The 26,855-nt window shown below is 43.3% G+C and carries 22 protein-coding genes; 11 read left to right on the top strand and 11 right to left on the bottom strand.

Going from position 1 to position 26,855, the window contains the following annotated elements:
• Position 1: 1 nt before the first annotated feature.
• The 9 genes from T357_RS0110260 to clpB form a co-directional block, all read right to left on the bottom strand.
• Positions 2-1,555 carry a hypothetical protein gene (locus T357_RS0110260; RefSeq protein ID WP_049962376.1) on the bottom strand — a complete coding sequence of 518 codons (1,554 nt, stop codon included), beginning with the start codon at positions 1,553-1,555 and terminating at the stop codon, positions 2-4.
• Entirely contained in the window at positions 1,536-3,236 is a 1,701-nt protein-coding gene (locus T357_RS0110255) for a hypothetical protein (protein ID WP_031551977.1), read from the bottom strand. The genes T357_RS0110260 and T357_RS0110255 overlap by 20 nt, the downstream gene beginning before the upstream one ends.
• Positions 3,214-4,023 carry a glycosyltransferase family 2 protein gene (locus T357_RS0110250; RefSeq protein ID WP_031551974.1) on the bottom strand — a complete coding sequence of 270 codons (810 nt, stop codon included), beginning with the start codon at positions 4,021-4,023 and terminating at the stop codon, positions 3,214-3,216. The genes T357_RS0110255 and T357_RS0110250 overlap by 23 nt, the downstream gene beginning before the upstream one ends.
• 77 nt (positions 4,024-4,100) lie before the next feature.
• Positions 4,101-7,802, bottom strand: coding sequence for a glycosyltransferase (locus T357_RS0110245; RefSeq protein ID WP_031551971.1), 3,702 nt, complete (start codon positions 7,800-7,802; stop codon positions 4,101-4,103).
• Positions 7,799-9,262: an ABC transporter ATP-binding protein gene (locus T357_RS0110240; RefSeq protein WP_081828124.1), complete on the bottom strand. Its 1,464-nt coding sequence runs from the start codon at positions 9,260-9,262 to the stop codon at positions 7,799-7,801. Before T357_RS0110240 ends, T357_RS0110245 begins: the two co-directional genes overlap by 4 nt.
• Positions 9,263-9,354: 92 nt before the next feature.
• Positions 9,355-10,167, bottom strand: a complete 813-nt coding sequence (locus tag T357_RS0110235; protein ID WP_031551966.1) for a hypothetical protein — start codon at positions 10,165-10,167, stop codon at positions 9,355-9,357.
• 49 nt (positions 10,168-10,216) lie between these two features.
• Entirely contained in the window at positions 10,217-10,516 is a 300-nt protein-coding gene (locus tag T357_RS0110230; RefSeq protein WP_031551964.1) for an STAS domain-containing protein, read from the bottom strand.
• A gap of 30 nt (positions 10,517-10,546) precedes the next feature.
• Complete coding sequence (locus T357_RS0110225; protein WP_197027332.1) at positions 10,547-11,164, bottom strand: hypothetical protein; 618 nt, start codon at positions 11,162-11,164, stop codon at positions 10,547-10,549.
• A gap of 410 nt (positions 11,165-11,574) precedes the next feature.
• On the bottom strand, positions 11,575-14,169 hold the full coding sequence (clpB, locus tag T357_RS0110220) for an ATP-dependent chaperone ClpB (RefSeq protein WP_031551956.1): 2,595 nt from the start codon (positions 14,167-14,169) through the stop codon (positions 11,575-11,577).
• A 401-nt stretch (positions 14,170-14,570) separates the two neighbouring features.
• Between clpB and T357_RS0110215 the strand changes: the two genes are divergently transcribed.
• From T357_RS0110215 to T357_RS0110165, 11 genes are all read left to right on the top strand, one after another.
• Positions 14,571-15,206: a prepilin peptidase gene (locus T357_RS0110215; RefSeq protein WP_031551953.1), complete on the top strand. Its 636-nt coding sequence runs from the start codon at positions 14,571-14,573 to the stop codon at positions 15,204-15,206.
• A 36-nt stretch (positions 15,207-15,242) separates the two neighbouring features.
• On the top strand, positions 15,243-16,397 hold the full coding sequence (locus tag T357_RS0110210) for a P-loop NTPase family protein (RefSeq protein WP_031551950.1): 1,155 nt from the start codon (positions 15,243-15,245) through the stop codon (positions 16,395-16,397).
• A gap of 2 nt (positions 16,398-16,399) precedes the next feature.
• Complete coding sequence (locus T357_RS0110205; RefSeq protein ID WP_031551947.1) at positions 16,400-17,575, top strand: TadA family conjugal transfer-associated ATPase; 1,176 nt, start codon at positions 16,400-16,402, stop codon at positions 17,573-17,575.
• Positions 17,576-17,639: 64 nt separating this feature from the next.
• Positions 17,640-18,299 (top strand): type II secretion system F family protein, encoded by a 660-nt coding sequence (locus T357_RS0110200; RefSeq protein ID WP_242840094.1) that lies wholly within the window; start codon positions 17,640-17,642, stop codon positions 18,297-18,299.
• Between the two features lie 4 nt (positions 18,300-18,303).
• Entirely contained in the window at positions 18,304-19,701 is a 1,398-nt protein-coding gene (locus T357_RS0110195; RefSeq protein ID WP_049962375.1) for a type II secretion system F family protein, read from the top strand.
• A gap of 200 nt (positions 19,702-19,901) precedes the next feature.
• Positions 19,902-20,231, top strand: a complete 330-nt coding sequence (locus tag T357_RS22335; RefSeq protein WP_044916711.1) for a Flp1 family type IVb pilin — start codon at positions 19,902-19,904, stop codon at positions 20,229-20,231.
• Positions 20,231-22,255 carry a DUF5702 domain-containing protein gene (locus tag T357_RS0110185; RefSeq protein WP_031551938.1) on the top strand — a complete coding sequence of 675 codons (2,025 nt, stop codon included), beginning with the start codon at positions 20,231-20,233 and terminating at the stop codon, positions 22,253-22,255. Before T357_RS22335 ends, T357_RS0110185 begins: the two co-directional genes overlap by 1 nt.
• Positions 22,256-22,266: 11 nt before the next feature.
• A complete protein-coding gene (locus T357_RS0110180; protein WP_031551935.1) occupies positions 22,267-23,181 on the top strand; it encodes a hypothetical protein in 915 nt (304 codons plus the stop codon).
• On the top strand, positions 23,159-23,674 hold the full coding sequence (locus tag T357_RS0110175; RefSeq protein WP_031551932.1) for a prepilin peptidase: 516 nt from the start codon (positions 23,159-23,161) through the stop codon (positions 23,672-23,674). Before T357_RS0110180 ends, T357_RS0110175 begins: the two co-directional genes overlap by 23 nt.
• A gap of 19 nt (positions 23,675-23,693) precedes the next feature.
• Entirely contained in the window at positions 23,694-23,930 is a 237-nt protein-coding gene (locus tag T357_RS0110170) for a hypothetical protein (RefSeq protein ID WP_031551929.1), read from the top strand.
• Between the two features lie 2 nt (positions 23,931-23,932).
• Complete coding sequence (locus tag T357_RS0110165; protein ID WP_031551926.1) at positions 23,933-25,177, top strand: DUF6382 domain-containing protein; 1,245 nt, start codon at positions 23,933-23,935, stop codon at positions 25,175-25,177.
• A 68-nt stretch (positions 25,178-25,245) separates the two neighbouring features.
• On the opposite strand, the gene T357_RS0110160 is transcribed toward T357_RS0110165, so the two are convergent.
• Positions 25,246-25,890: a hypothetical protein gene (locus T357_RS0110160; protein WP_031551923.1), complete on the bottom strand. Its 645-nt coding sequence runs from the start codon at positions 25,888-25,890 to the stop codon at positions 25,246-25,248.
• Between the two features lie 141 nt (positions 25,891-26,031).
• Complete coding sequence (locus tag T357_RS0110155) at positions 26,032-26,787, bottom strand: tRNA threonylcarbamoyladenosine dehydratase (protein WP_031551921.1); 756 nt, start codon at positions 26,785-26,787, stop codon at positions 26,032-26,034.
• Between the last annotated feature and the right edge of the window lie 68 nt (positions 26,788-26,855).

Below are 26,855 nucleotides of genomic sequence, written 5' to 3'. Positions count from 1 at the left end.
TCTATCCTTCCCTGAAGACATTAAGCTTGTTATCCTGAAGAACGGATATAGCGTGTCTGACCTTATTGGCACCATGATTATACTCAAAAATTGCATTAAGTTCATCATCCGTATAATCATCAACATTTAATGCAGCTTCCCTTATGGATTCAAAGTATATCTTCCGATAGGGCATATTGCTCATCTCTAACCTGCCGGTAACCAGAGTTCCTGCGATAAAAGAAACCGGGATTGCCAATGCAAAAAACAGGCACACAAGCGAAAGAACTCCCGGATTGCTTCTCCGTCTCTTTCTGCTTTCCGGCTCCAGTCTTTTCTCTTTATGCCTGTACACCAGATATCTTTCATACCAGTCAGTAAAAAGCAGGCCATAGATCATTATGAGTCCCAGAACTCCCGGCATATACTGGAGTGAATATCTGCTCTGCCATGCGTAAATTTCTGTAAGAAAAATATATCTCGATAAAAATACCAGTGCATGGCTGCTGAGTCCGCTGACCATAAGTATAAGCGGAAAGACTGTTTTTTTGTAAATGCCTTTCCTGAAGAACAGTATAAATGCCAAAAGATAAGTTGCAACCACAATTGCCCCTGTGAGATATATATCACTGTAGCCTATGACTCCGAGCCCAAGCATTGACTCAAGACATGAGCCGGACAGCAATTCAGATGCAAAACCGTTAAGTATAAAGTGAACCGTGAACCCGGTCTGCTTTGTCAGCACTTCCATAAGTGTCACATCAGCGGCTCCTGCGTATTCATATCTTGCCATGGAATTGCTCCACAGAAACATTATCACCGGTATGGCTGTGGTTATCACATATATAGGGATGCGGCTTCTGTCCACATTCCGGTTTTTTATCACCAGCATATAAAGGGCTGACGCAATAAGGGCTGCGCAGTACTGTACTATGTAGGGCCCGGCTGTCAAAAGTGCTATATATGGAAGCACAGTCAGAAGCACATCATCGTATCTCTTTTTTGTGCCTGTGAACACTCTCTCAAGAATGTAATAGTTATAAAAGAAGAGTCCGTAGCTAAGGAAGTGAGGGTAGCCTGAACCATTCAGGAGAAGCTCCCACTTGTTAAGACTGAATCCCACAGCCATAAGTGCAATAACGGAAAATACATTGAAATGCATTCTGTTTATGTAGAGGCTTACCGTAAACATCATGATAAGCACTCCCAATACCCCAAGAAGTCTGTCAAAGTTAACAGAATAGGAAAAAAACGTGACATTGATCCATCTTATCAGGTAGGTTACCGGTATACGGGTCAGTACATCCGGCACCAGGAAGCTTTCCTTTGCCAGGGTATCCGGAAGATAGCTGTTTATGAGCCTTATATAATCCGAATACACCACATCAAGAGATGCTCCCTTAATGTACCATAAAAGAAACATTGCCCCTGAAAACGGAAGAATCAAAACTATGCTCTGCCAGACCTTATAGCCGGGGCTTTGTATCCTTGCTTCATTTACAGCCTCGTGGTAGTTAAGGGCTTTTCTCTCTGAATCCTTATTTGATTTTATGCTATCACTTTTCTTTGACGGCATCCCAATCTGCCTTTCCGAATATCTGATCTGTTATATCTATATATTCCCTTTGATCGGTGCTTTCAAGAAGTATTACGGAATTTTCATAGGCTGCATACTCCGGAAGCTCCGACACATCATTGATAAAATGTACTTCAGATCCCTGACCGGTTTTCTCCGGATCATAGGGTTTATAAAAATACTCCCCGTAGAAATCTGTCATACCATATTTATTGTAAAAAATATAGGTCTGTCGTACTCCCAGAAAATCCTGATATTTTCCTATGGTCTGATCTGCAAGAGAATTCACTCTGTCAAGCTCAGTAAAGAAAAAGATGTTTCTGAAATTACTTCTGTAAAGCTGCTCCACCGGGATCATGATACCACAGTAGAGGATAAACATTACCGCAAAACATATAACACCTTTAGATGAAAAATCCGCAGTTTTTCTCCGACGGGAACGGTTGTCCACATGGGTTTCCGGGTTGTCCACTGCCTGAGAATGGCCTGATTTCGCGGTTTTTGCCTCTGCCAGCTTCCCGAACATATAACAAACATAGAGAAGCGCGGCTGTGTAGCTTACATAAATCCACCGTATCTCAAGTCTTACGGTTATGGAGCTGCAGCCAATGCATAAGGCTATGAAGCTTATAAACAACAGGTTTTGTATAATATCATAGAGTGGTTCTTTGATTTTAAGGCTTTCCTTTATGAAGTAAATCATCATGGCGAAAAGCACGATCCAGCTTAAATAAACAAGGGTGTGAACCCATAAAGGTGTTTCACTCCAGTTTATTCCGGAGAGATAGGATTCTCCTGCATTAACTCCAAAGATGTACTGAACCTGCTGGAGAGCATACATAAATGCCTGACTGAGTTCAAAGGTTTCTGAAACCTTTGTTCCTGCCGTACCCACCGGCATTGCCTGACCGGCGATGATCCGCCTGATTCCGAAGAAAAAAATTACTTCGAGAAAAGGAATGGCTGCCTTCAGAACATAGTCACTTATTCTTCTTTGATCTAAACCGGATCTCCGTAGCTTTTGATCTTTTTCAATCTGATACTTATCACGAAGGTTAATAAGAGAAAGATAAAACAGCGGAAACAATGCCAGAAATCTCTCATGGGTAAACAACACAAGAAAGTAGCAAAGGCAGGCCAAATTGTAGTAAATACTCTGTCCAACTTCCGAAAACTTATAAAGAAGGTAAAGCACTGAAATCGCCAGACTAAGAGCCATGGTTTCCAGAAGTCCCAGAACCTGTCCTATCTGGTATCCCGCAAAATGTGATCCGAGATACATGGCTGCGGTAAAAAATGAAACAATCTGTCCTGCCAACATTTTCTTTCCTTTAAGTTTAAAGGTCTTTGTAAATCCCAGAGAAAAGAAATATATCAAAAAAGAGACAGCTATATTTATCACCGTATTGAACAGGGCATAGTAGTTTACATGCCGGCCCACGATAACAAACTCAAGGTAACTGAGAGCCCAGTAAAAAGGTCTGAAATTACCCTTTGTTTTCATGGGGAAGGTAAACTCCCAGAAATTTTCCTCCCCATAATAGGACCAGAGATACAGATCATCTCCGTAAAGTCCTCTTATCTGTATTTTTCGATTTATAAACAAACCAATTAAAATAAGTGCAAAAAGTGCAGGAAGCACCATTTGCACCTGTTGTTTAGTTATCTTTTTTATTTTCATATGCTCCGTATGCTTTCTTATAGAAATGCATGAGTAATGCGGCTATAGGTGCAGGATGCAGCTTTCTGAACATCTCCTCTTCCTCCAGCTCACGGTTATGGTTCTCGATATTACGCATGGTCTCAGCTCCCGGATGGATGCGATAAGCCATAAGGGATTTCTCGATAACTATGAATCTTCCGGGCTCTTTCGCAAGTCTTACCAGAGTTTCCCAGTCTATGGCAAACTTATAATCGTTTCTGAAGAGAGGTGCAGGGCAGTAGGAAACATTGTAGGTGCAGGTTGGGCAGCCTATGCCGTTTCCGTATTTTAATGCCGACAGCTTTACTCCGGTCTTATGGGCTTTGCTATGATCCCTTAAGCGCCATCTGAGTAACCTCTTTACCCGCTCTGAAGTTCCGGGGATAGTATTTCCCTCTCCGTCGATGGTATCGTAACGGCAGCAGAAAAGAGACATATCCGGAAACACACTGTAGGCATTTAATAGCGCTTTGGTATAATCCGGAAAATACAGATCATCCTGATGGGCTATGGTTACGAGAGGAGCCAGCCGGCTCCCCTCTTCATATGCAAAATTCCAGTCTTCCTTAAGTCCGTGCTTTCCGTTTCTCACATATACCGGATACCCGAACCGGGCACTGCATTCAGTGATGAATTTATTGGGTGTAGAGGTACAGATGATAACCTTACTCTCCATACTCTGGTTTTTCAGAGAATTAAGAAGATATGGAAGATATTCGGATTCCCCGTATGCGGCTACCGCAAAGCAATGCTTATACTTTTTCACACTCTGTATCCTCCCCAAAAACCGGATTTATCCGGAAATCCATCATCCAAATGCTCATCTTAACGGATTAAAAAATCTCACTTCCTGTAGTCTGATTCAAAATCATCACGGATCTTGTTCCATGCTCCCTCAGGGGAGTAATAATCCTTTATGAACTGTACTGCCCTCTTAGACATATTCTCAATATCATAGGTGTTGTTATAAAGGTTTATAACATCTTCGGCAAAGCCCTCTTCCGTATCCTGAATATGGAGGGCGGTTGAAGCTTCCGGTATTCCCTCAGCTCCGCAGGAGGTAGTTACCACGGCTGCACCGGCATGGAGTGCTTCCACCACCTTGCCCTTTACACCTGCACCGAAACGGAGAGGTACAACTACAACTCTGTTCCTGCGGTAAAGCTCATCCAGCTCTTCGATGGTAACAAAGCCGAGAACATTGATATCCGGACGGTTGTTAAGAGCCATCACCTCTTCATCAGCCTTGGAGCCGGCAACATTAAGCACTATATCCGGAATGCGGGCTCTTATCTTTGGAAGGATCTCGTTGGCAAACCAGAGGAGACCATCCTTGTTTGGCGGATGTCCGAAACCACCCACAAACAGAAGTCCCTGCTTGTTTGCGTAATCCTCATCCAGCACCGCCGGCTCATCATATACATAGGCGGTAATGCCTTTGACGTTAATCGTAGGATCCTCTTTACGCACGATTTCTGCTTCAACTTCTGACGGGAAGTAGCTTGCGTCAGCCTTACGCATAACACCATACTCGATGTTGTGCCAGTACTCTGCATCCTCTTTAGTCTTCTCGTCATGATTAAGCTCATACTCTCTCATGAGACGAAGAGAATGGAGATCATGACCGAAGTAGATAACCTTTACATCGGTATTATCGCGGAAATAATCGATATATTTCGTTGCAATGTGCGGTCTGTTGAGATATGCAATATTAATAAACTTCTTATTCTTATCTATCCATTCCCAGATGCCGGCCTGCATGGTATTTCCGTACAGCACTTCGATGCCCATCTGCTGAAGCTCTGAAGTGTAAGGTTCCTCATGAGCAAAATTGTCCCCAAGGAATTTAACCTTGTAGCCAACGCTCTTGAAAAGCTTCATATACTGATAATCAAGCTTTGATCCTGCGTCCTTATCCCATGTAGGCACATAATGATCAACCACCAGGATATACTTGCTGTTCTGTCCACGCTCGCGGGCAGCAAAAGGATTTGGATTTCCGTCATTAACAGACTGTGATTTCAGCTCCTCAGCCCACTTCTCCTTAAACTTCTCCTGATTAACCACCTGATAATGCTTAAGTCCCGAAGTATCCTGGGTATCCGTTCCGTTGGATATTCCCTCAAAGTGAGTGATAACGGATTTCGGCTGGAACACAACCTTCTTTCCATGCTTACGCACTTCAAAGGCAAGGTCCGTATCCTCATAATATGCCGGAGCGAATCTCTCATCGAATCCGCCGATTTCCTTCCAGAGTTCGGTACGGATCATGATGGCTGCACCCGAAATGTAGTCAACTTCCTTTACGTAATTGTATTCCGGCTCCTCAGGATCCTGGAGTCTTCCGTAATTCCAGCCTGAGCCGTCTGACCAGATGATGCCGCCGGCCTCCTGGAGACGTCCGTCGGGATAAACCAGCTTTGAACCCACCATACCGATGGAATCATCGCTTTCTATAAGCGAAACCAGAGAATCAAGCCAGCCTGCATTAACCTTGGTATCATTGTTAAGGAAGAAAATGTACTTACCTTTGGCAATCTCAGCTGCCTGGTTACAGTTCTTAAGGAAGCCCATATTCTCACGGTTTCTTGCGATAACCAGGTTATCTGCATAAAAACCGATCTCTCTTGTGGCATCCGTTGACACGTCATCCGCTATGATGACCTCGTAAGGAGTCTTCTCAAAATCAGTGTTTTCCTTGATGCTTATGAGACACTGATAGGTATAGTTGATCTGGTTGTAGCAAGGTATAACGATGCTTACCAGAGGAGTATCTGTTTTTTCGAAGCTTACCTTTCCGTACTCACTGTAGGCAGATCCTATATTGAAGTCACCTCTTATACGGTTCTTGCCCTCTGCAGTGAAGAATAGGGGTAATGTTTTCACCGGGTGTCTGAAGCTCTGACCGATATAGTAAAGCACCTTACGTTTGCGGGAGCCCTCCGGGAATCTTCTGTTATAGGCATTGCTTATCTTTTGAGACAGCTTACCCCTGATTCCCATACGAAGTCTATAGTATTCCCGTTCTTTTATGAGAGTTTCAATGTCTCTCTCATGTATCTCGATGACCTTTGTAAGGTTCGCTACGTGAACAGCAGTCAGTCTGTTAACCTCACGCTCCTTTTTAAGAGCGATCTTATTCTCTTCGTTTCTCTGACCAAGTACTATTAGGTCATTCTCTGCTACCGCAAGTCTTCCCTTAAGCTCATTGAATCTGTGGACAGTCACCTTGTTCTCGTAGTAAGCATTGATATTGCTGTCCCGGCCGTCTCCGTGGACATAAACCTGGAATTCCTGTTCTTTATCAAGAAGCTCATTGCATTCCGGCGTAGTGAATCCAAAGTTACGCATAAATCCGAAGAGATCATCATAACTGAGCTCATTTCTGTAGGAAAGATACCAATAATAAAGTATTCTGAACTGTAAAAATCTTACATCCACAGCCTCGGTCAGTACCCACTCGCAGTCTATGAGGGTGGGCTTACCGTTAACCATGATAACATTATCAAAGAGGCAGTCGAGATTTGCCGGTTTTATCTCACCGTCTCTCTTGCCTATAACCATATCAACGGATTCCACAAGCTCCTTTACCGGAGCAACTCCGTCTTTTATGAGATCTGCAAGGAGTCTTCCGAGATTCTTTCCTTCAAGATAGGGATAAATCTGGTAGCTTAAACGCTGGAAATCTCCCAAAGCATGACTTGTTTCCTCAGCCTTAAGCACATCCAGCGTAGGATTAACCTCACGCTGCTCCTTAGCCTTGGCTGTAAGAGAATCGATGTGAGCATTGGCCTCAGGAGTGATACCTGACTTTGCCACATGCTTAATGTCTCTGCTGTCTTTATATATAACTGTCTTTATGGCATACTCCGGCTTGCGGCTTGAGTTGTACTTAATGTAAATGGGTCGGTACTTTCTGTAGTCCTTTGCACGACTTTTGTGTGATCCCTTAGGCTGGAAAATGAAGAAGTATGACGGTGCAAACTCCTGAAATTCGTTTTCCTTTACCAGAAGGCCTATCTTCTCTGTTTCATCAGAAGGTCCCGGTAAACGTTCATCCGTATAAAAATTAAGAGGCATCTTTAATTCAGGAACAGGATAGTACATCCATTCCTTTGACTCAGGCTCTTTCTCCTTAAGCTTTTCGCGAAGAGCCTTCACCTCTGACCAGCGCATGTAGACGGTGTCTCCCTCTTTTTCTCCTGAAGCGAGACGATCAATGTCCAGGGCATTCTCTATACCAAGCAGGATGCAGCCACCCTCTTTAAGCCAGGTGCCGGAGAGGGACTTAAACATGCCTTCGAGATCACCCTTAAATATTTTAAGCACTCTTCTTGTGAGAACCGGGATGATAATGTAATCATATGCTGTCTCATCAAGTCTTCTGGAAACATTACGGACTCTCTTTTGAAGTAGTTCTATGAAGGGAGCAGTATACTCTTTGTCTCCCAGTACCAGAACTGAGGCATCTCTTTCCATGCCTGTGGTCATATCATCAAAATAGAACCACTCTATCAAATTGGTCTTATGATGTGTGAAACTCATTGTCTGTTATGCCTTTCCAGAGTCACCTTCGACTCCATGTCGTAAACACCGACTGTGTTTTTGTTTGAGAGCACTGTGATAGATGCTACATCATATTTTCTGTCATAGACCACGTGCTCTCCCTGCTCAAAACCTGTGCAGGACATACTGAGAAGGTACTCTCCCCCCTGCAGCGTCATACGTTGTGTGAAGGTGCAGACATATTCATCGCCTTCCTTAACTGGTTCAATGCCGCACTCCTCGATCATTGTATTGGTGCCTGTAAGATCCGCGCCTCTTTTATCTTTTATTGTGAATGTAAAAATCGGAGCTTCCAAAGGTGCATTGAAACGTATCTTTTCCTTTATGGAGAAGGTCTCTCCCTTAACTATGACGTTTGTAACCTTTCCTCTTTGATCCAGTATACCGAGATCATAAATAGACGCTCTTCCGTCACCATAATGCTGAAGATTAGGATTCAGATTAAGCTCGTCCTGCATCAGGTGACCGCTGTCAGGATTGTCATATTCCGGCCCGTTATCATTTTCCGGTCCGGATGATCCTTCTCTATCCTTCATGGCGGCTGCGCCAATGCTGTCAACGCCGAAATCCTGCCCATCTATAAAGGAAACGGCTGCATCAGCATCCCGCTTCTTCTCGATATTCTTTTTATCCTCTTCGGTAAATCTTCCGGCAAGGATTTTTTTATAAAGATCAACCATCTCTCCCGGTTTTCCCTCAGCGATCTTTTCTCCTTTATTTATAAGGACAACTCTGTCACAGTATTTCATTACAGATCCGAGATCATGAGTAACCATCAGAATGGTGGTTCCGTTTCTGCGGAGTTCATCCATGCGGTGATAACATTTGGCCTGGAAGAAGACATCTCCTACCGAAAGAGCCTCATCCACGATGAGTATCTCGGGATCCATGGCCACGTACATTGCGAAGGCGAGTCTTACGAACATACCGCTGGAATAGCTTTTCACAGGCTGGTTCACGAAATCCCCAATGTCTGCGAAGTCCAGGATTTCCTGAAGTTTTTCATCCATCTGCTCCTTTGTGAAACCCATCATGGTTCCGTTCATGTAGACATTCTCTATTCCGGTATAATCAGGATTGAATCCGGCGCCAAGTTCAAGAAGGGCACATATTATACCCTTTATGTTCACCTCTCCATCAGACGGAGTAAGGACTCCGGTTATTATCTTAAGGATGGTGGATTTACCGGAACCGTTTGTTCCGATGATACCCACGGACTCACCCTTACCGACTTTGAAATTTATATGATTAAGAGCATAAAAATCACGATGATAATTCTTATGGGTCAGGCTGACTGCTTCTTTGAGTCTGTCTATGGGCTTATCGTAGAGTCTGTAGATCTTTGTCACATCTTTTACGTCTATGACGAAGCCGCTGTCCCCAGGGGTTTCATTATCACCGGCATTTTTGCTTGTATTTTTTATTTCATTATCTGCCATAAAAAAATTCTCCAGATGCGCTGGTGCGCATTTGGAGAATATAATAGCATATTTCTTCATATTTTACCACACCGCTGAACTGTTACTATTAATCACGCTCCGGGTGTCTGGTATGTAGCTATATTATTACTGCCGGTGGATGGTAATGTTCCGTTGTAGCCTACCGCTGAACTGTTATTGGTTACAGGTGCGGAGGAAGATGTGTTCTGGGTTGTGGCTGCAGCTGTATTTCCGGTTGTTGTGTTTGTGGTTGTTGCAGCTGCTGTGTTTCCGGTTGAAAGAGATTTTCCTACTTCGGGACTTTCTGCATTGGTTACCAGATGTCCATCACTGACTTTGTAACTGTAGGTTCCGGTCTGGATACCCTGAGTTCCGGAAATCTTTGCTGTAACACTGTTTCCGGGGCCAACATAGGTTCCGTCAGATATTCCTGAGGAGTTTGCTGCGGTCTGATCCGAAGTCTGTATCATAGGGAGCTCACTGTTTGTCTGACTGCTTGCATTACCCTTAGTGTAGGTACGGTCTATTACAGCTACCATATTGGTGTTCATGTTGGCATTGGCTGCTGCGCTTTCAGCTGCACGGTCCGCATCTGTAGTCACATTTGTAACATTGCCGCCTCTTGCTGCCTTTGCTGCATCTGCAGCTGCGTTGGCTGCCGCTATGGCTGAAGCAGTATCTGTTTTTGTTACTACCGGAGCTGTCAGTGTAAGTTCCGGGGCAGGTGTTCCGTCAGGAGCAGGCTGTCCGGCATAAACTGTAGTCTGTTCTCCGCTTGTTGTATTGGTCCAGACTGCAATCGGTCCATACAAGGTATATTGCCAGTCGGAAAGACCTGTCATACTCATTGAAAGTGAAAGGACCACAACCGCCAGGCAGGTGTTTCTTATTTTATTAAGCTTCATTTTTATCTCCTGAAATACTCTGTATTTTTTTCTGAGTATATCACCGGATTTATTCAATAGTGAGGATATCTGAAAAACCTGTTACATTGAATATCTCATCGATTTCTTCAGATACGTTTCTTATAACCATCTTTCCCTGCTTGTTCATCTTCTTCTGAGCGGAAAGAAGTACACGGAGTCCCGCACTGGAGATATACTCAAGAGCTGCAAAGTCAAATGTAAGCTCTGTTACGCCATCGATCTCTGCATTGATCTCCTGCTCAAGCTGAGGTGCTGTTGTTGTATCAAGACGTCCCTCAAGTACAAGATCTAATTTGTTGTCTTCTTTTTTCTTTGTGATATTAAACATAGTTTTTCTTCCTTTTCTATTTATTATTTTTTATTTACATACGATAGTCAGATCTACATGATCATTCTTTACACCGACTATAACATCTTTTGCGAGACTTGCAACTATAGACTTTTCCAGTTCGTCTACTTCTTCGTCTTTTTCTTCACTTTCTGAATCCTGAAGTGTTCCACGATAGTTCTCAAGTGACCACATCATGGGAACTCCTGCTGCAGGATATTCTCCCATAAGTCCCATGGTCATAAAATCATATCCTACGCCGTACTCCTGCTGAAGCTTTGCGCTTTCATCAAAACTCAGAAGGCCATTCTGGATTATATCACTGATTTTTCCCATGAAGCCTTTGGCTGATGCATTTTCATGTTTTGTAGAAACTGAAAGCAATGCTTCCTTTTTTTCTTTGTCCATGATGGTATCGGCCTGTAGCCTTACCTTGAATTCTCCATTTTCTTCTTCTATCCAGAACAGGGCTTCAAAGTCTCCGGTCATGGCACGCACCATTCCCAAGGTCTCTTCACATATAAGTCGTAAGTGGAGGGCTTTCTTGTTTTCCAGTGCACTGCTTCTGATGTATTTATCAACTGCGTCCAATGCTTCTTCGGTGCCTTCATCTCCGCCGCTGATTTTGATTTGACTCATTTTCTTCATGCCACGATCTCCTTTCATTCATACTTCCTCTATTTTACACCCTAAGGGGCGGGATGTCTCAAAAATTTTTTAACTTTATCATACAATTCGGGAGAATGGGGCGGTCAGAGCATGGGGGCAGCCGGTTAAAAACGGGTCGCTGCGGCGGAAAAATCTGAAACAGCCCCCTAAGTGGCTCTAGGCCCTCGCCAATGTCAGAGATTTTCTCTTATGAAAACACTGACTTGGCGAGGGGGCTAAGGAAAAGGGAACCAAGAGCCACTAAGGGGGCTGTTTCTGATTTTTCTCGTCCTCGCTCAACGTTTTTAACCGGCTGCCCCCATGCTCTGACCTTACTCATCACTGGCCTTACAGTTATCATCAAAAAAGGCTATCGAATTTCCAGAGGAAATCCGATAGCTTTTGGGAGGTTATGAGTGCTTTATTTCTGTGGAGAGTTTGCCGAGGTGTTGGTCTATTACTATTTTATCGCCTTCACGGACTTGGTCTTCGAGGATGGCGCGGGCTACAAGGGTTTCGACGTTTTTCTGGATGAAACGGCGGAGAGGACGGGCACCGAACTGGGGTTCGTAGCCGTAGTCTGCGACGTATTCCTTGGCTGCGTCGGTAAGCTCGATGGAGATCTGTCTGTCTTCGAGTCTCTTGTTGATGGACTTTATCATGAGGTCTGTGATGAGGCCGATGTTGTCCTTGCTGAGAGGTTTAAACATTATGATCTCGTCGAGACGGTTCAGGAATTCGGGGCGGAAGGCTCTACGGAGTTCGTCGTTTACGTTCTTTCTGGCGGCTTCTGTGATGTTTCCGTTACTGTCTATGCCATCGAGAAGGTACTGGGCACCCAGGTTGCTTGTAAGTATGATTATGGTGTTTTTGAAGTCAACGGTCTTGCCCTGACTGTCTGTGATTCGTCCGTCGTCCAGAACCTGGAGGAGGATGTTGAAGACATCGGGGTGTGCCTTTTCTATCTCGTCGAAGAGCACTACAGAGTAGGGCTTACGGCGAACGGCTTCTGTGAGCTGGCCGCCTTCTTCATAGCCTATATAGCCGGGGGCTGCGCCGATGAGTCGTGAAACGGAATATTTCTCCATGTACTCGGACATATCGATTCGAACCATGGCATTTTCGTCGTCAAAGAGGTTCTGGGCCAATGCTTTCGCAAGCTCTGTCTTACCTACGCCTGTAGGTCCCATAAAGAGGAAGGAACCTATGGGTCTTCCCGGATCCTTTATGCCGGCCTTTGAACGCTGGATGGCTTCAACTACCTTTTCAACGGCTTCATCCTGACCGACGAGTCTCTTATGGATCTCATCATCAAGGTGAAGTACCTTGCTTCTTTCGGATTCATTAAGCTTTGATACAGGGATTCCTGTCCAGCGGCTTACGATCTTTCCGATTTCTTCTTCAGTTACTGTTTCCTGAAGGAGAGCCTTGTCCTCATTGTGAACGCTGTTCTCTGCATCTGAAAGCTGTTTTTCAACCTGTGCCAGATCCTGATACTTAAGCATTGAGGCTTTTTCATAATTGCCTGCCTGCATAAGCTTTTCGATTTCTTTACGTATCTGATCTCTCTTTTCACGGAGCTGCTGGAGGTTTCCGACGGAGTTTTTCTCATTTTCCCACTGGGCGGATTTTGCATCAAATTCTTCCTGGAGTTCGGCAAGTTCTTTTTCTATCTCCTGAACTCTTTCCTTTGAAAGCTTGTCATCTTCCTTTTTAAGTGAGCTTTGTTCCATCTTAAGCTGGGTGATATGGCTCTTCATGGCAGCCATTTCTTCAGGCATTGACTCCATCTGGGTCTTTACCATGGAGCAGGCTTCATCCACAAGGTCAATGGCTTTATCCGGAAGGAATCTGTCGGAGATATATCTGTCGGAAAGCATTGCTGCCGCCACCAGGGCATTGTCCGTAATTGATACTCCATGATATCTTTCATAGCTGTCCTGGATACCTCTTAAAATATAGATAGTATCCTCTACAGTCGGCTCGTCTATCATTACAGGCTGGAAACGTCTCTCGAGGGCTGCATCCTTTTCAATATATTTATGATACTCATTAAGGGTTGTGGCACCGATACAGTGGAGCTCACCTCTTGCAAGCATAGGCTTCAGGAGGTTTCCGGCGTCCATGGCACCATCGGTCTTTCCGGCTCCTACTATGGTGTGAAGCTCATCGATGAACATGAGTATCTGTCCATCGGACTTCTTAACCTCATCCAGAACAGCCTTCAATCTCTCCTCAAACTCGCCTCTGTACTTTGCACCTGCCACAAGGGATCCCATGTTAAGGGCAAATATCTTCTTATCCTTAAGGCTCTCGGGTACTTCTCCGGCAGCTATCCTCTGGGCAAGGCCTTCAACAACGGCGGTTTTACCTACACCGGGCTCACCGATGAGAACTGGATTGTTCTTGGTCTTTCTGCTGAGGATACGGATAATGTTTCTGATCTCTTCATCTCGTCCGATTATGGGGTCAAGCTTCTGATCCTTTGCACTCTGGACCATTTCATAACCGTATTTATTTAAGGTATCATAGGTGCTCTCCGGGTTGTCTGTGGTCACTCTCTGATTTCCTCTTACTTCCGAAAGGGCCTTTAAGAACTTATCCTTTGTGATGTCATATTCCTTAAGGAGCTTCTTAACTGTAGGATCGGCTTCTTTTATTATGGACAGGAAAATGTGCTCTACAGAAACATAATCGTCTCCCATGGACTTCATATGGTCTTCAGCTCTTGTAAGGGCGAGATTGGCAGCCTGTGACATATACATCTGACCGCTTCCTCCCGATACCTTTGGAAGCTTTGATATCTCAGTTTCCAGAGATGCTTTGAAACCATCTATGGAAATTCCCATCTTTTTCAGAAGCTGGGCGATGAGGCTCTCATCAACAGTTATGAGGCTGTACAGAAGATGTATCTGCTCCACATACTGGTTTCCGTATTCGGTAATGATATCCTGACACTTATTTATTGCTTCAACTGATTTCTGGGTAAACTTGTTAATATTCATAATCTCCTCCTCTATATAAACCTTTCGGTTTGCTATTACTTTTTAAATTCATGAGAAACGTTCCGGCCTGCCCCGGATACCCACAATACAGTATTTCCGTTGCGTTTCTCTTTTATAGTAATGATTATATCTCGATTGTTAGCACTTTCAAGTGGTGAGTGCTAATTTTAGACTTTTTTTAGGAAGTTTATAAACTGTTTGTTTTGTGCATTTTCACCATAGATTTTACTTTTTATACATTTGCCTGCTTTTTTCAGGAATTTATGAGGCTTTCTTTTTTCACTATTTTGCTCCGTTTTTCAAGAACACGTAGTCTCTTTTCAGACCTTGTCATAATTTAGACTATAGGAATATCTGAAGATCGGTCATATACTGAGCACACAAATTCATACGGAGGCAACATGACAGTATCTCATCTGGTCCTTTCGCTGTTCCTTTATGGTTCAGCTCTCACCGATCTATATGACCGGCGCATACCAAACGCTTTTACAGGTATGCATCTTTTACTCGGATCGTTTCTTAATTTCCGATGTATCTCTTTTCCGGGTATGACAGGTTCCCTAAACCTCTTATACTCCCTTTCATTTCTTCTGACCTTTCTCATCTCAACTCTGATCCTGTCCGTTCTCACCGCTATGACCAATGCAGGCGCAGGAGACGCCAAACTTATCGCTCTTATCATCTCATGGACCGGTTTTTACGAAGGTCTTCATTTATTACTACCGGGTCTCATCCTAGCTCTTGCATTTATTCTGATCAGCAAAGCTGAAACAGTCTTCGCATCTTCAAGAAGTAAAAAAGTAAACATTACCCCTAAATGCTTTTTTATCCCCACAAAGATCTCTAAAGCTTTACATCACCCCTACAAACAAAAGCTAAAGTTTCTCTTTCCGGAGCTTAAGTGCCTTCTTATAGATTTCAGAATTTTTGAAATCTGCCTGAGACTCCCGGAAAGAGGTACTCTTCCCCTCGCGATCCCTGTTTTTCTCGGTGCAATTCCGGGACTGATCACTACTTCACTCCGGAGTCCTTTGTGAGCTTAGGAGGGAACATTCTAAAGATAAGGAGTTTTTATGCATCATATTCTTGCTTTCTTTGATGAAGATAAAACCTACTGTGACAGGTTCAGAAAATTTGCTTCCAACCATCAGAACTGTCCGTTTACGGTTTACTCTTTCGATAATTACCATGATCTCGTGAATTTTTCCCAGGATCACCCCATAGAATTGCTTGTTGGAAGCGAAGCCAAAAGATACAATTCCGGAATTTCCCGGACTAATGCTTATAGCGGATCTGCTTTCACAGGCCAATCGGAGTGTTCGGGAGATTCTTATGACAGGAAGTATTCATTTGAACCGGTCAGATCTCAGGTTTCGGAACCCGACCTTTTATATCAGATTCCTGCAAAATCCATCATTAAGCTTTCTGAGACACCTGTTGAAGCCGGGAATGCTGATGGACAGCGTAATGACCCTGCCGGAAAGTACCGTATATATAAGTATCAGTCCGGCGAAAACATTCTCCGTGAGATCATGACCATCTACGGGCAGAAAAATCAAGATTCCAAAAGGGAGTACTCAGGCCGCCGATCAAAACTTTACCTTATATACAGTCCTGTAGGACGTTCCGGGAAAACCCGTTTTGCCCTTGCCCTTACAAAGGTCTTACAGAAGGATATGAAACCACTGTATGTGACTCTTGAAGAAGTTTCTTCTCAAAAGACGCCGGATGAAGACATTATGTGCCGGGGTACATTGTCAGAAGCCATGTACTTTTATAAAGAGGGAAAACTTACGGGCAGCCGTCTTCAGGAGCTCATCGTTCATGATAAACAGATGGACTCCATCCTTCCTGTAAGGACTCCGGAGGATATAACTACTCTTAGTCCCCAGGAAATAGCCGGTTTCATCGAACACTTAAGGACTGTCTCCGAAAGGGATGCCATCATCCTGGATACCGACAGCATTTTAAGCCGCGTTGAGGGGATGCTGCCCCTTTGCGACTGGACCTTTATGCCGGTAACAGACGACATTAAAGCTAACAGCAAGATAACTCAGCTGGAAAACTATCTCTCAAAAAACCTGGCTCCGGAAGCATTAAGCCACATATCAAAAATTGTGGTTCCGGAAACGGATCAGTACGTATCTTATGTCGATGCCATGGAGAATCCCTCAGACCCCCTCCTTAATTTCGCAAAAGCTGTAGTACAGAATTATATATATGAATAAATATGAACACTTTAAATGAAATAAAAAAAGAACTAAAACAGGAGATCCTTTCTGATCTCAAAAACGAGCAGAATCTTCAGGATGAAGAGCTCTACGGAAGGATCGATGAACTTTTACTGTCACGAAATGACATCAGCCTCAAAAACAGACTCTATCTCCGTTCTGCTATCTTCAACAGCTTCCGTCGTCTGGATGTTCTTTCCGAGCTGCTGGATGATCCCACCATAACAGAGATCATGATAAATTCCCACAAGGAAATCTTTATCGAACGTTTCGGTCATCAGGAAAAGTGGAACAGAAGCTTTGAATCCGAGGATCAGCTTGAAGAAGTCATTCAGTCTATAGTTAGTAAGGTTAACCGTACCGTTAATACTTCCAATCCCATCGTAGACGCCCGTCTTTCCGACGGTTCCAGAGTCCACGTGGTTCTCCCGCCCATAGCATTAAAGGGGCCTACTCTTACCATTCGTAAATTCCCGGAGCCCATCACCATGGATAAGCTCATAAGCTATAAATCCCTGTCGGAAGAAGCGGCAGCCTTTGTTAAGGATCTTACCAGAGCAGGCTACAACATCTTCATTTCCGGCGGTACCAACAGCGGGAAGACCACCTTCCTTAATGCTTTAAGCCAGTACATACCGGCTGAGGAAAGAGTCATCACTATCGAGGATTCCGCGGAGCTCCAGATCCGGAATGTGCATAATCTGGTTTCCATGGAAACCAGAAATGCAAATTCCGAAGGTGAAGGACAGGTGAGCATGGCGGACCTTATAAAGGCGTCCCTTCGAATGTCTCCAAACCGTATCATCGTTGGTGAGGTCAGAGGCGGAGAGGCACTGGATATGCTCAACGCCATGAACACCGGTCATGATGGGTCCATAAGTACGGGCCATGCAAATTCTGCAAAAGACATGCTGAAACGTATGGAGGTTATGATACTTCAGGCAGCGGATCTGCCTCTTCCCGCAATAAGGAATATGATCGCTTCTGCCATAGATGTAGTCATTCACCTGGGCAGGACAAATGACCGGAAAAGACGTGTTTTAGAAATATCGGAGGTACTTGGAGTTGAAAACGGAGAGATCGTCCTTAACCCGCTTTATAAGTTCGATGGTGAAAAGCTTCAGAAGCTTTCGGCCCTTAAACAAACAGACAAACTCATTAATAAATTACAATGATTACTATTTCACCGTACCGGAATATCTCCGGCATGTTCTTACAGCTGTGGCAGCTGATGCACTGGTGAGCTATACATTTTACCAGAGTAAGCCGGTGTTTCTGGCAGCACTGCCCGTATGTCTCATTTACCCTTTTCTTATCAAAAAAACTCTGGTGGAAAAAAGACGTGAGCAGCTGCTGGAACAGTTCAAAGAGGCTTTATCCACGTTGTCCTCATTCCTTAGTGCAGGTTACTCAACGGAAAATGCTTTCAGGGTCTCGGTTCCCGAGCTTAAGCACATGTTTTCTGAGGATGCGCTCATAGTGAGGGAATTTGAACACTTCACCAAGGGCATGGATCTTAACAAGCCTTTAGAGGATATGCTATCGGATTTTGCCTATCGTTCGGGTCTTGATGATGTATCCAATTTCGCAGAAATCTTCATCGCCGCAAAAAGAAACGGCGGAAACCTTGTTCAGATCATCGCACACACCTCGGGCATCATAAGAGACAAGGTTCAGATAATGGAGGATATCAAAACTTTGAATGCATCAAAGCAGTATGAACAGAAGGTCATGAATCTCATCCCCTTTGTCATCATAATCTATATGAATCTTTCTTCCCCGGACTTTTTTATGACTCTTTACACCCAGACCCTGGGCCGCGTAACTATGACTGTATGCCTTCTTTTGTATTGTCTTGCAGTTTATCTTGCAAATCGCATTATGGATATAGAGGTGTAACCAAATGAAAGCTAAAAAAACATTAATTACAGCTTTTCAAAACAGGATGAGACAGCTTTCAGTGAAGCTCAGGAAGATTCCCCGAAAACTACTGAAGGAGCAGATGCTTTGTATAGGCGTATCGCTGATACTCAGTGTTCTGGTTTTTCTTAGCTCCCAGTCCGGGAACATTATCACAGGCGGAAACCTTATAGAAAGAAACAGCTATGGAAGCAGTGACAGAAATCTCACTCTGGAGGTTTCCGGTTTACGTGACGACTCGGATGTATCCCTGGATATAAAAGTAAGTCCCAGACGTTACAGTAAAGAGGAAGCTGACCTGGTATTTCAGGATATCGTCGAAAATATCGAAGGCATAATCATAAAGGATGAGGGTGAAAGTCTTGCGGCTGTAAGTCATGATCTAAACCTTGTAACCAGGCTTAAAGAAAGAGGCGTCGACCTGTCATGGGATTTCTATCCCGAAACCGGGGATCAGGAATCCTACAGAAAATACAGACATCTTATCGATGATAACGGTCAGGTTCATAATGATACCATACCTGAAGGTGAAGTTGTTACAGGCTACCTTTCACTTGTTATGAGTACCTTTATAGTTCCGGAGGAGACTTATTCTCAGGGTGGAACCTCCAAAGACTACACAAAGGTCAAGTATCATTCCGATCCATACAAGATCTATGTTAATATAATCCCTCCCGAATTCAGTGAATATGAGCTTCTCCTTAGAAGCCTTAAGGAAAAGATAAGTGCAGCAGATATGTCCGCTCTCGGTAATGATTCCGTAACTCTTCCAACTGAACACGAGGGAAGGTCCATAAGCTATCATGAACCTTCAGATCAAACCTATCTTTTTATGCCTCTTCTCGGTTTAATCGCTGCCATGGCTTTATATCTTCGTCAGGGTTCTGTTGCAAAGGAAGAAAAAAAGAAAAAAGAAACTCTTCTCATGCTTGATTATTCCGATCTTGTGTCAAAACTTATGGTCTATACCGGAGCCGGGCTTACCATAAAAAATGCCTTTATAACTATTTCAAAAGGCTACGACAATCTGGTACAAAGAAAGCTTAAACCGGATCGTCCTCTCTATCAGGAGTTAAGAACACTTTGTTTTCAGTTCAATAGAAATATGCCGGAATCCGAGGTTTATCTTGACCTTGGGCGACGCATAAATCTTAAGTCTTATACAAAACTTGTATCTCTTATTGAGCAAAACCGCCGTACAGGAACAAAAAATCTCAGAGCCATGCTGGAGCTCGAAATGAATGATGCTTTCGAGCAGCGAAAAACCACAGCCAAACGTCTGGGTGAAGAGGCCGGCACCAAACTGCTGCTTCCCTTGTTTCTATTACTCGGCATAGTGATGGTCATAGTTATCGTTCCGGCTCTCACAGCCATAAGATAATGCTTTGACATTCACTTTCACTTTTACCCCCTCTTTTTCCGGATTAATGTCCGGTTCAATATAAGATCCGGTTTGACTCTCAAACTGCTGTCAAACTGTTTTTCTCCGGGATAATCCCGGCAAAATCATTCAAAAAGTGTCACCATAGTGCCACTTAATACTTAATTTAACGAGGAAAAATCCTCAGAAGGAGATTTAAAATGAACATCACAACAACTACTATGCACTCATCACCTTTATCTGTTTTAGCTTTCGGCCCCTTTGGTCCACTTGAGTATCTGGCAAGAAAAGTAATTGAATTTTTCAAAGGACTTCAGTTTACTCTTTTCTGCTGTGATCAGAAAGCAAAGAGAGCCCTTAGATCCCACATGGATTATGTCATCAACGGTGAATCCGGAATCGGAACTATTGAGTTGGTACTGATTCTGGTAGTACTCATTGCCCTTGTACTTGTATTCAAAGGAAGGATCAATGACCTCCTCACCAACATCTTCGACCAGATCGACAGCTCAGCACAAAGCGTATATTGATGTTAAAGAAAGAAACAAAATCCTCAGTGACCATATTTATGGCACTTAGCTTCACCATGATAGCCGCTTTACTGCTGACAATTACAGAATCCTGCAGAACCGTCGGAGAACGGTTCTACTGGCAGGTTGCGGCGGATGCTTCAATGGAATCCCTTTTTTCGCAGTACCACCGGGGACTTTGGGAAAACTATCGTCTCCTCGGTCTTCAGTACCGGACAGACGGGGATCTCATTGAAGAGTTCTATGATTTTTCCGAGCCCTACAGAAGTGCCCATAATCTTTTTCCGGGTAATCTGAAGGAGGACAACATTGACCTTAACAGTCATCTGCATATAACCGAGGATACCTGTTTTCAGGAGGAAATTCTTGAATACATGAAGTACGGCATGATTGATTCTATGATCCGTTTTGCGGGTTCCGATAAAAACGAATCCGATCTCTCTGAGGAAATGCAGAATATCTTTAAACGCACTACCGAAACCTCTGAAATCAGGGAACTCCAAAAGAAGTATGCACTTGATTCCAATGATCTAAAGGCTGTGGAGGATGCGATTTTCAATGTTGATGCCTCTGCCAAAAACGCCAATGCATGTCACCATGACGCCTGGTCAGATCTTAAAAATGAATCTCCTGACGGGTTCTACGGTTCAAAAGACAATTTTATGGGGTCTCTTGACAAAATAGATTCGTCAGTTTCCGATTACACAGCCGCAGCAGATTCTCTTGCAGAGAAAGTCTCTGAACTAAGAAGCGATTTCGAATCCCGTAAGTCTTCACTTTCCGAAGAGGGCATCGCTGCCATAGAAGCAGAGATTTCCGAATACGAAAGCTACGTTTCGGGAACCGGGGCCGTAAGATCAGAAATAGAAGCCATGCCGGAAAAAACTTCCCGGCTTCGGGTCGATGCCGACCGGGTGGAAACCGACGTTCAGGAATTTGAAGAGTGGCTTCAGGAAGCGATGGAAGAATATCATGACGATGAGGATGAGGATTATGATTTTGAAGCTGAGATAACCGCCTTTTACAGCAGTGCCTCAGGAGACTGGAACAGTTTTCCACTTGTTGCATATAACGGTGAGGTATCCGAGATAAACAGCCATAACAAGCAGCTTCTCGACAATATCAGCACCTTTTTAGAGGGCGAACTCCTCTCCCTGGTACTCCCTGAAGGTCAGGCAATTCCATCCAAAACAAAGGTTAATGACAGTAATCCACATTTTATGACGGATTCCACAGCCAATCCGGTGGAAATCGCTCTTATGGGTGAATACGCTATGAAGTATTTCAACTACTATCATCAGGGTACCCAGAATAAAGAATCTCTTCCCCCAAGCGGAAATACAGGTCTTGAACTTGAGTACCTGTTGGAAGGCAAGGAAAGTGATTATGATAATCTTTCCGAATTTGTCACCAAGCTTGTCACTCTGAGAGAAGGTCTCAATCTCATATATCTCTATACAGATACCGCTAAAAGAAATGAAGCCAGGGCTTTCGTTACTGCCTTTTTATGTGTAACCGCAAACCCTGCCCTTATATCGGTTTTCACCTTCTTTGTACTTGGAATCTGGGCACTTGCCCAATCCATAAAAGACGTTAAGACGCTGCTTTCAAATGGTCGTGTCCCTGTTTTCCATGATTCAGAAACCTGGTCAATGGATATAGGCGACTTGCTGGATTTCGGAAGCAGCCGGTCCATAGAAGCAGATAATACAGCAAAAAAAGGCCTGTCCTACAGAGATTACTTAAGAACCTTTTTGCTGGGACAGGGCATCATTGATCAGACTCTGGTCAATAAAAGGATGCTCAGCCGCATAGAAAGAAACCTTCGCACCATCGGAAAGGATCCGGAGTCAACATTCTCCATAGACGAATGTCTCTATGCTCTCGAGATAAACATTGAGCCTGATACAAGGCACGTTATGTACGGTACCGGAATTTTGAATCTGGCAGCAGGAAATGTTCCCGAAAAAGATTACTCTTTCCAGGTTTCAACCTATTACAAATATAAAAATGATACCCATTAAGTGAGTCCGACATGAAAAAGAAAGTATTTAAACCTACATTGCGCTTATTTCAAAACTCCAAGTACGAACAAACGCAATCAGAAAATAAAAATAAAAATAAAAACAAATATATCACACAACTTAATACTTTTCTTCATTCATCATGCCGTTCTTCATATACGGTGGAGGCAACTCTCTCATTAACACTGCTCATTTTTGCCTGCGTTGTCCTCATGACACCCATGTTGATCCTGAACCACCAGCGTAATGCTCTTATGATTCTTGAAGAAAATTCCCGAATGGTGGCTCAGGAAAAATACATTGAATACTACACAAGGAAAGACGGAACCCTGAAGCTGGATAAAGATATGGTAAGCAGCTTTGAAACCACCCTTTCCGCTCTGGCTCTCGGTCACCAGATAGAGCAGCCGGGGATGGCACATATCGATATGCTGAAGGATTCCGAGGTAACCGATAAAAACATCAAGTATGTGGCTGATTATGATGCCGTATTACCTTTTTCGGTTTTTGGCCTGAACAGCATTGAGCAGCAGGTAGTAAGCAGCAGGAGAGCATGGATAGGCGCTGATGGAAACCGCTGGATGGAAGATAACGGGAACACCGGAATAAAGGATGATATCACGGTTTATGTAAGTACAAAGGAAAGCGATGTTTATCACACTACCATGGACTGTACCTATATAACTCATGAGATACATAAGGCTTCCGGGGAAGAAATGAAAACCCTTCGAACGAAGTTTGGAGGACGATTTTCTCCCTGTGCCTCCTGCAGACCAAATACAAGAATGTCAGTTGTATACTATACCAGCGGTGCCAGAAGCTATCACAGTACTCCCACTTGTAAAACCTTATCAAGTTACATTCAACCCTTTAAAAAATCCGAAGCAGAGGCTATGGGCAAACATGGCTGCATTCGCTGCGGTTAGAATCCATATGTTAAATACAATTATTTTATTTAAAGCCTGTTTTTTTATTTTTCTGTTTTATTTTTTCTTAGCCTGTGCATTTGATCTGAAATACAGAGCTGTGCCAACTATGATACATCTTATTTTTATCCTTACAGGATTCCCTTTGTTCCTGTACCTGAACATTTTCACCGTGACAGCTTTTGACTTCCCTATATTGAACGATCTGGTCCTGCGATTTCTTCCGGGTCTCCTGTTACTTTTTGTTAGCATAGTTTCAAGGGGATCTCTCGGAATAGGAGATGCCGTATTTATGACCATTTCAGCCTTTTATATCGATCTGAGATCCATACTTTTTATCTTTATAAGCGGCTTTCTTTCAGCATTTATCGTAAGTGCTGTAATGCTTATTTACGGAAAGATGAAAAACAAGGATCTTCACCATATGTCACTGCCCCTTATACCCCTTATGCTGCCGGGGCTTTACCCAATTCTTATGAATCTTAACCTTTAATCTCTAACCCGGAGTAACCATGAACACAATTGAAGCCACCTATGTACTAAGCTTTACATTTTTAGTTATAGCCACTTTGATAAACGGAGCCGTCCACCTTCAATCAAAGATCAATAATTTCACAAGAACTGCCATCGAAGAGGAAGTGGACAGCCATAAACAGGATGGTGAAAAAATATTTAAACCGGAAAATTTTATTCGGGAAATCAGTATATTTGAGCAGGACATGGATCCTGCAGAAGAAGGAGAGTCCTAATCATGGAAAAAAATATCAGTTTTGAACATTCACTTACACACAGTTTCATGAACATCAGGAATATGGATATATCACCGGAAGCATATGAAACAAAGCTTTTAAAAGAAACCCCTGTACCCGGTGCTTTGCCTTTAGTTTATGAACATTCACCGGAAGGTACGATCTTAAGCTACAATGTCACCGGTCTTGAACCCATGAACAGTCTTTTTGAAACAAAAGCATTATCCCACCTGGACATCTCAGTCTTTATGGAGTGTCTCAATGATTTTCTTTCCTCCCTGGAAGAGTATATGATCTCTGAAAACTCCGTATTCCTTTCCCCATCTTCCGTTTTCTACAATCCGGATAATAACAAGTGGCTTTTTACGCTGATTCCGGCATATGACAATGTTTTCCGGGATGAACTTACAGAGCTTCTCACATATGTTTTAAAGCATATTGATTATGAAGATGACAGAGCCGTCATCATCGGCTATTCCTTATTCCAGGAAACAGGCAAGGAGTTCTATCAGTTGACCGACCTCATGCGTATCGTGCGCACAAACATAGAGAAAGAAAATGAAATAAAGAATGCTGCTGTTGAGAATCCCAAAAAACATCCGGGGCTCATATCACAGGATGGCATTTTCAGACCTGTGGATGCCGGGATAATCCTGAACAATACCGGTAAAGATTCTTCCTCAACTCTTACATACAGTAATGAAGCTTGTGAAGATACTGAATTTATGAAGCTGAAAGCTCAGCTAAAGGGTGAAAAGTATGAGGGGGTCTCCGGATCTTCCTCAGATAGAATACCTCTGTCTTCCGTATCCTCATATCCGGAAACCGGTACAGGTAATATCTCCTTCCCTTCAGATTACGGCAAGGATAAATACCCGAATAATGATCTTTCTCAAAGTGTGGAGGTTCGTAATCTGGCAGAACCTGAGGATGCAAAGCTGTTCGGAATATTTACATTCCCACAGATCCATAAGTCCAAAGAAAACAGAAAAACTGAAACTTTGCAGAATGAAGCAACAATAAAAGACAGGCTTGATTCTAAATCCGGGGATAATTCTCTTAAGGGAAAGATTTTGCTTTCTGTTCTTCTTATGATCCTGATTCCATCTCTCGTCTGGTTCCTGAAAGGTGCTTTTGTATTTAGAAAAACCCTTCCTCTCATCATGGCTTTAGAAGTAGGCCTGTCTCTTATGATATTACTTGATCTCATCATGCATAAAATGCCTGATGAAGCTCAGGTTGCATGATACATATTAATTCCATTCCACTGTCAAACTGCGGCACAGATGGTGATGTGAAGCTATTTTTCACAGTACTACTCTGCTGCTTCCTTCTCCTCAGCTTCTTTAGCTTCCGCTGCTGCCTTTGCCTCCTCTTCAGCTTTGGCTTCTGCATCAAGATCTCTTTCGTAGGTATAATTCAGTATTCCGATATGTTTTTCCAACGCAAAGTTATCAGGAAGGTACTCACCAAGCTTTTTTCTGAACTCCTGATTGAGCGCAATGGCAGAATAAGCCTTTCCGGATATAGCACCTATCATATCACTGAATTCCGGTCTGTTAGGAAGAATATAGTAAACCTTTTCCATTTCTGAAAGATCAGTCTTTATTCTTTTGTTGTTAAAGCCTGTATTTCCGAAGCCATCAACGGAGATAAAAGGAGTGAAAACTATGCTGACCCCTTCCTTATTTCCGTCAACAGCATAAAGATCAAAAAACTGGGATTCCTCATCACCCTTGCTTCCGGCAAACTCAGCTCTTATCCATTTGACTGAACCAACAATGTCCCGGTTAACGAACTGCTCCATGGTGACACTCGGTGTGTTGGGATCTCTCATATCCTTTAACCACTCACCCTGGATATACTTTATGTTACTTTTTACGTATCTGGGGTATATGGACGCAAATTCTTCCTGTTTTATAAGTAATACAACCCTCTCTTCACTATACCATCTCTTCATAAAGTCACCTCTCGATAAAAAAACTATTCTGTAGTTACAATCATTAAAGCAGTGGTTCTCTTACTAAGATTAACTAAAAATATACCAACCCCCGCGAAATTAAATATCTTTCTTTATTTTAATAATTCCGGGCAGTTTTTACTAGTCTTTTATAAGATCCTTTATAACTTCTCCACCAATTATCATTCCTGCAACAGCAGGTACAAATGCCACAGATCCGGGGGTTGCCTTTTTGAAAGCTCCGGAAGCAGCGGTTTCAGAATCGTAAGCTTCAGAATCCTCCGACGCTTTATCCACATTTTCCTTTGGCTTTACAGGTAATTCTGTGGAGAAAACAACTTTAAGCTTCTTAATGCCTCTTTTTTTTAGTTCCCGGCGCATAACCCTGGCCAGCGGATCTATAGAGGTTTTATATATGTCAGCAACCTGAAACTTTGTAGGATCAAGCTTATTGCCGGCTCCCATACTGCTTAGTACCGGAGTCCCGGCTTCATGGCAGGCTGTTATTATCTGTATCTTTGCTGTTACGGTGTCTACAGCATCCACAACATAGTCATATTCCCTGAAATCAAATTCATGACTGTTTTCAGGAAGAAAAAACATCCTGTGTGCATTAACTCTGCACCCGGGATTTATGTCGTTTATCCTCTCTGCCATTACATCAACTTTATATCTTCCGATGGTTTTTCTCGTGGCTATGATCTGGCGGTTGATATTGGATTCGTTAACGGTGTCATTATCCACCAGGTCTATGCTGCCTACTCCGGTTCTGGCCAGTACTTCACATACATATCCTCCGACACCTCCGACACCAAACACTATCACTCTTTTATTTTTAAGTTTTTCCACAGCCTCTTTTCCGAGAAGTATTTCAGTTCTGCTGAATGTAGATTCCATATCAAACCCTTTCCTATAAAATCGAGCAGAGATTATTACCTACTCGATTTCCCGTTAGCCGTCAAATG

Origin of the sequence: Oribacterium sp. FC2011 (assembly GCF_000701645.1) — a bacterium.
GTDB lineage: Bacteria > Bacillota > Clostridia > Lachnospirales > Lachnospiraceae > Oribacterium.
Note: the sequence above shows the minus strand (reverse complement) of the source record. Positions and strands in the feature narration are given on the sequence as shown.

Bases quoted from the DNA above. Each gene is read 5' to 3' on its own strand.
- T357_RS0110225 (WP_197027332.1), bottom strand. From the start codon at position 11,164: ATGAAGAAAATGAGTCAAATCAAAATCAGCGGCGGAGATGAAGGCACC.
- T357_RS0110175 (WP_031551932.1), top strand. From the start codon at position 23,159: ATGGCTGCATTCGCTGCGGTTAGAATCCATATGTTAAATACAATTATT.
- T357_RS0110210 (WP_031551950.1), top strand. From the start codon at position 15,243: ATGCATCATATTCTTGCTTTCTTTGATGAAGATAAAACCTACTGTGAC.
- T357_RS0110195 (WP_049962375.1), top strand. From the start codon at position 18,304: ATGAAAGCTAAAAAAACATTAATTACAGCTTTTCAAAACAGGATGAGA.
- clpB (WP_031551956.1), bottom strand. From the start codon at position 14,169: ATGAATATTAACAAGTTTACCCAGAAATCAGTTGAAGCAATAAATAAG.
- T357_RS0110170 (WP_031551929.1), top strand. From the start codon at position 23,694: ATGAACACAATTGAAGCCACCTATGTACTAAGCTTTACATTTTTAGTT.
- T357_RS22335 (WP_044916711.1), top strand. From the start codon at position 19,902: ATGAACATCACAACAACTACTATGCACTCATCACCTTTATCTGTTTTA.
- T357_RS0110180 (WP_031551935.1), top strand. From the start codon at position 22,267: ATGAAAAAGAAAGTATTTAAACCTACATTGCGCTTATTTCAAAACTCC.
- T357_RS0110235 (WP_031551966.1), bottom strand. From the start codon at position 10,167: ATGAAGCTTAATAAAATAAGAAACACCTGCCTGGCGGTTGTGGTCCTT.
- T357_RS0110245 (WP_031551971.1), bottom strand. From the start codon at position 7,802: ATGAGTTTCACACATCATAAGACCAATTTGATAGAGTGGTTCTATTTT.
- T357_RS0110165 (WP_031551926.1), top strand. From the start codon at position 23,933: ATGGAAAAAAATATCAGTTTTGAACATTCACTTACACACAGTTTCATG.
- T357_RS0110155 (WP_031551921.1), bottom strand. From the start codon at position 26,787: ATGGAATCTACATTCAGCAGAACTGAAATACTTCTCGGAAAAGAGGCT.
- T357_RS0110240 (WP_081828124.1), bottom strand. From the start codon at position 9,262: ATGGCAGATAATGAAATAAAAAATACAAGCAAAAATGCCGGTGATAAT.
- T357_RS0110205 (WP_031551947.1), top strand. From the start codon at position 16,400: ATGAACACTTTAAATGAAATAAAAAAAGAACTAAAACAGGAGATCCTT.
- T357_RS0110230 (WP_031551964.1), bottom strand. From the start codon at position 10,516: ATGTTTAATATCACAAAGAAAAAAGAAGACAACAAATTAGATCTTGTA.
- T357_RS0110160 (WP_031551923.1), bottom strand. From the start codon at position 25,890: ATGAAGAGATGGTATAGTGAAGAGAGGGTTGTATTACTTATAAAACAG.
- T357_RS0110215 (WP_031551953.1), top strand. From the start codon at position 14,571: ATGACAGTATCTCATCTGGTCCTTTCGCTGTTCCTTTATGGTTCAGCT.
- T357_RS0110255 (WP_031551977.1), bottom strand. From the start codon at position 3,236: ATGAAAATAAAAAAGATAACTAAACAACAGGTGCAAATGGTGCTTCCT.
- T357_RS0110185 (WP_031551938.1), top strand. From the start codon at position 20,231: ATGTTAAAGAAAGAAACAAAATCCTCAGTGACCATATTTATGGCACTT.
- T357_RS0110260 (WP_049962376.1), bottom strand. From the start codon at position 1,555: ATGCCGTCAAAGAAAAGTGATAGCATAAAATCAAATAAGGATTCAGAG.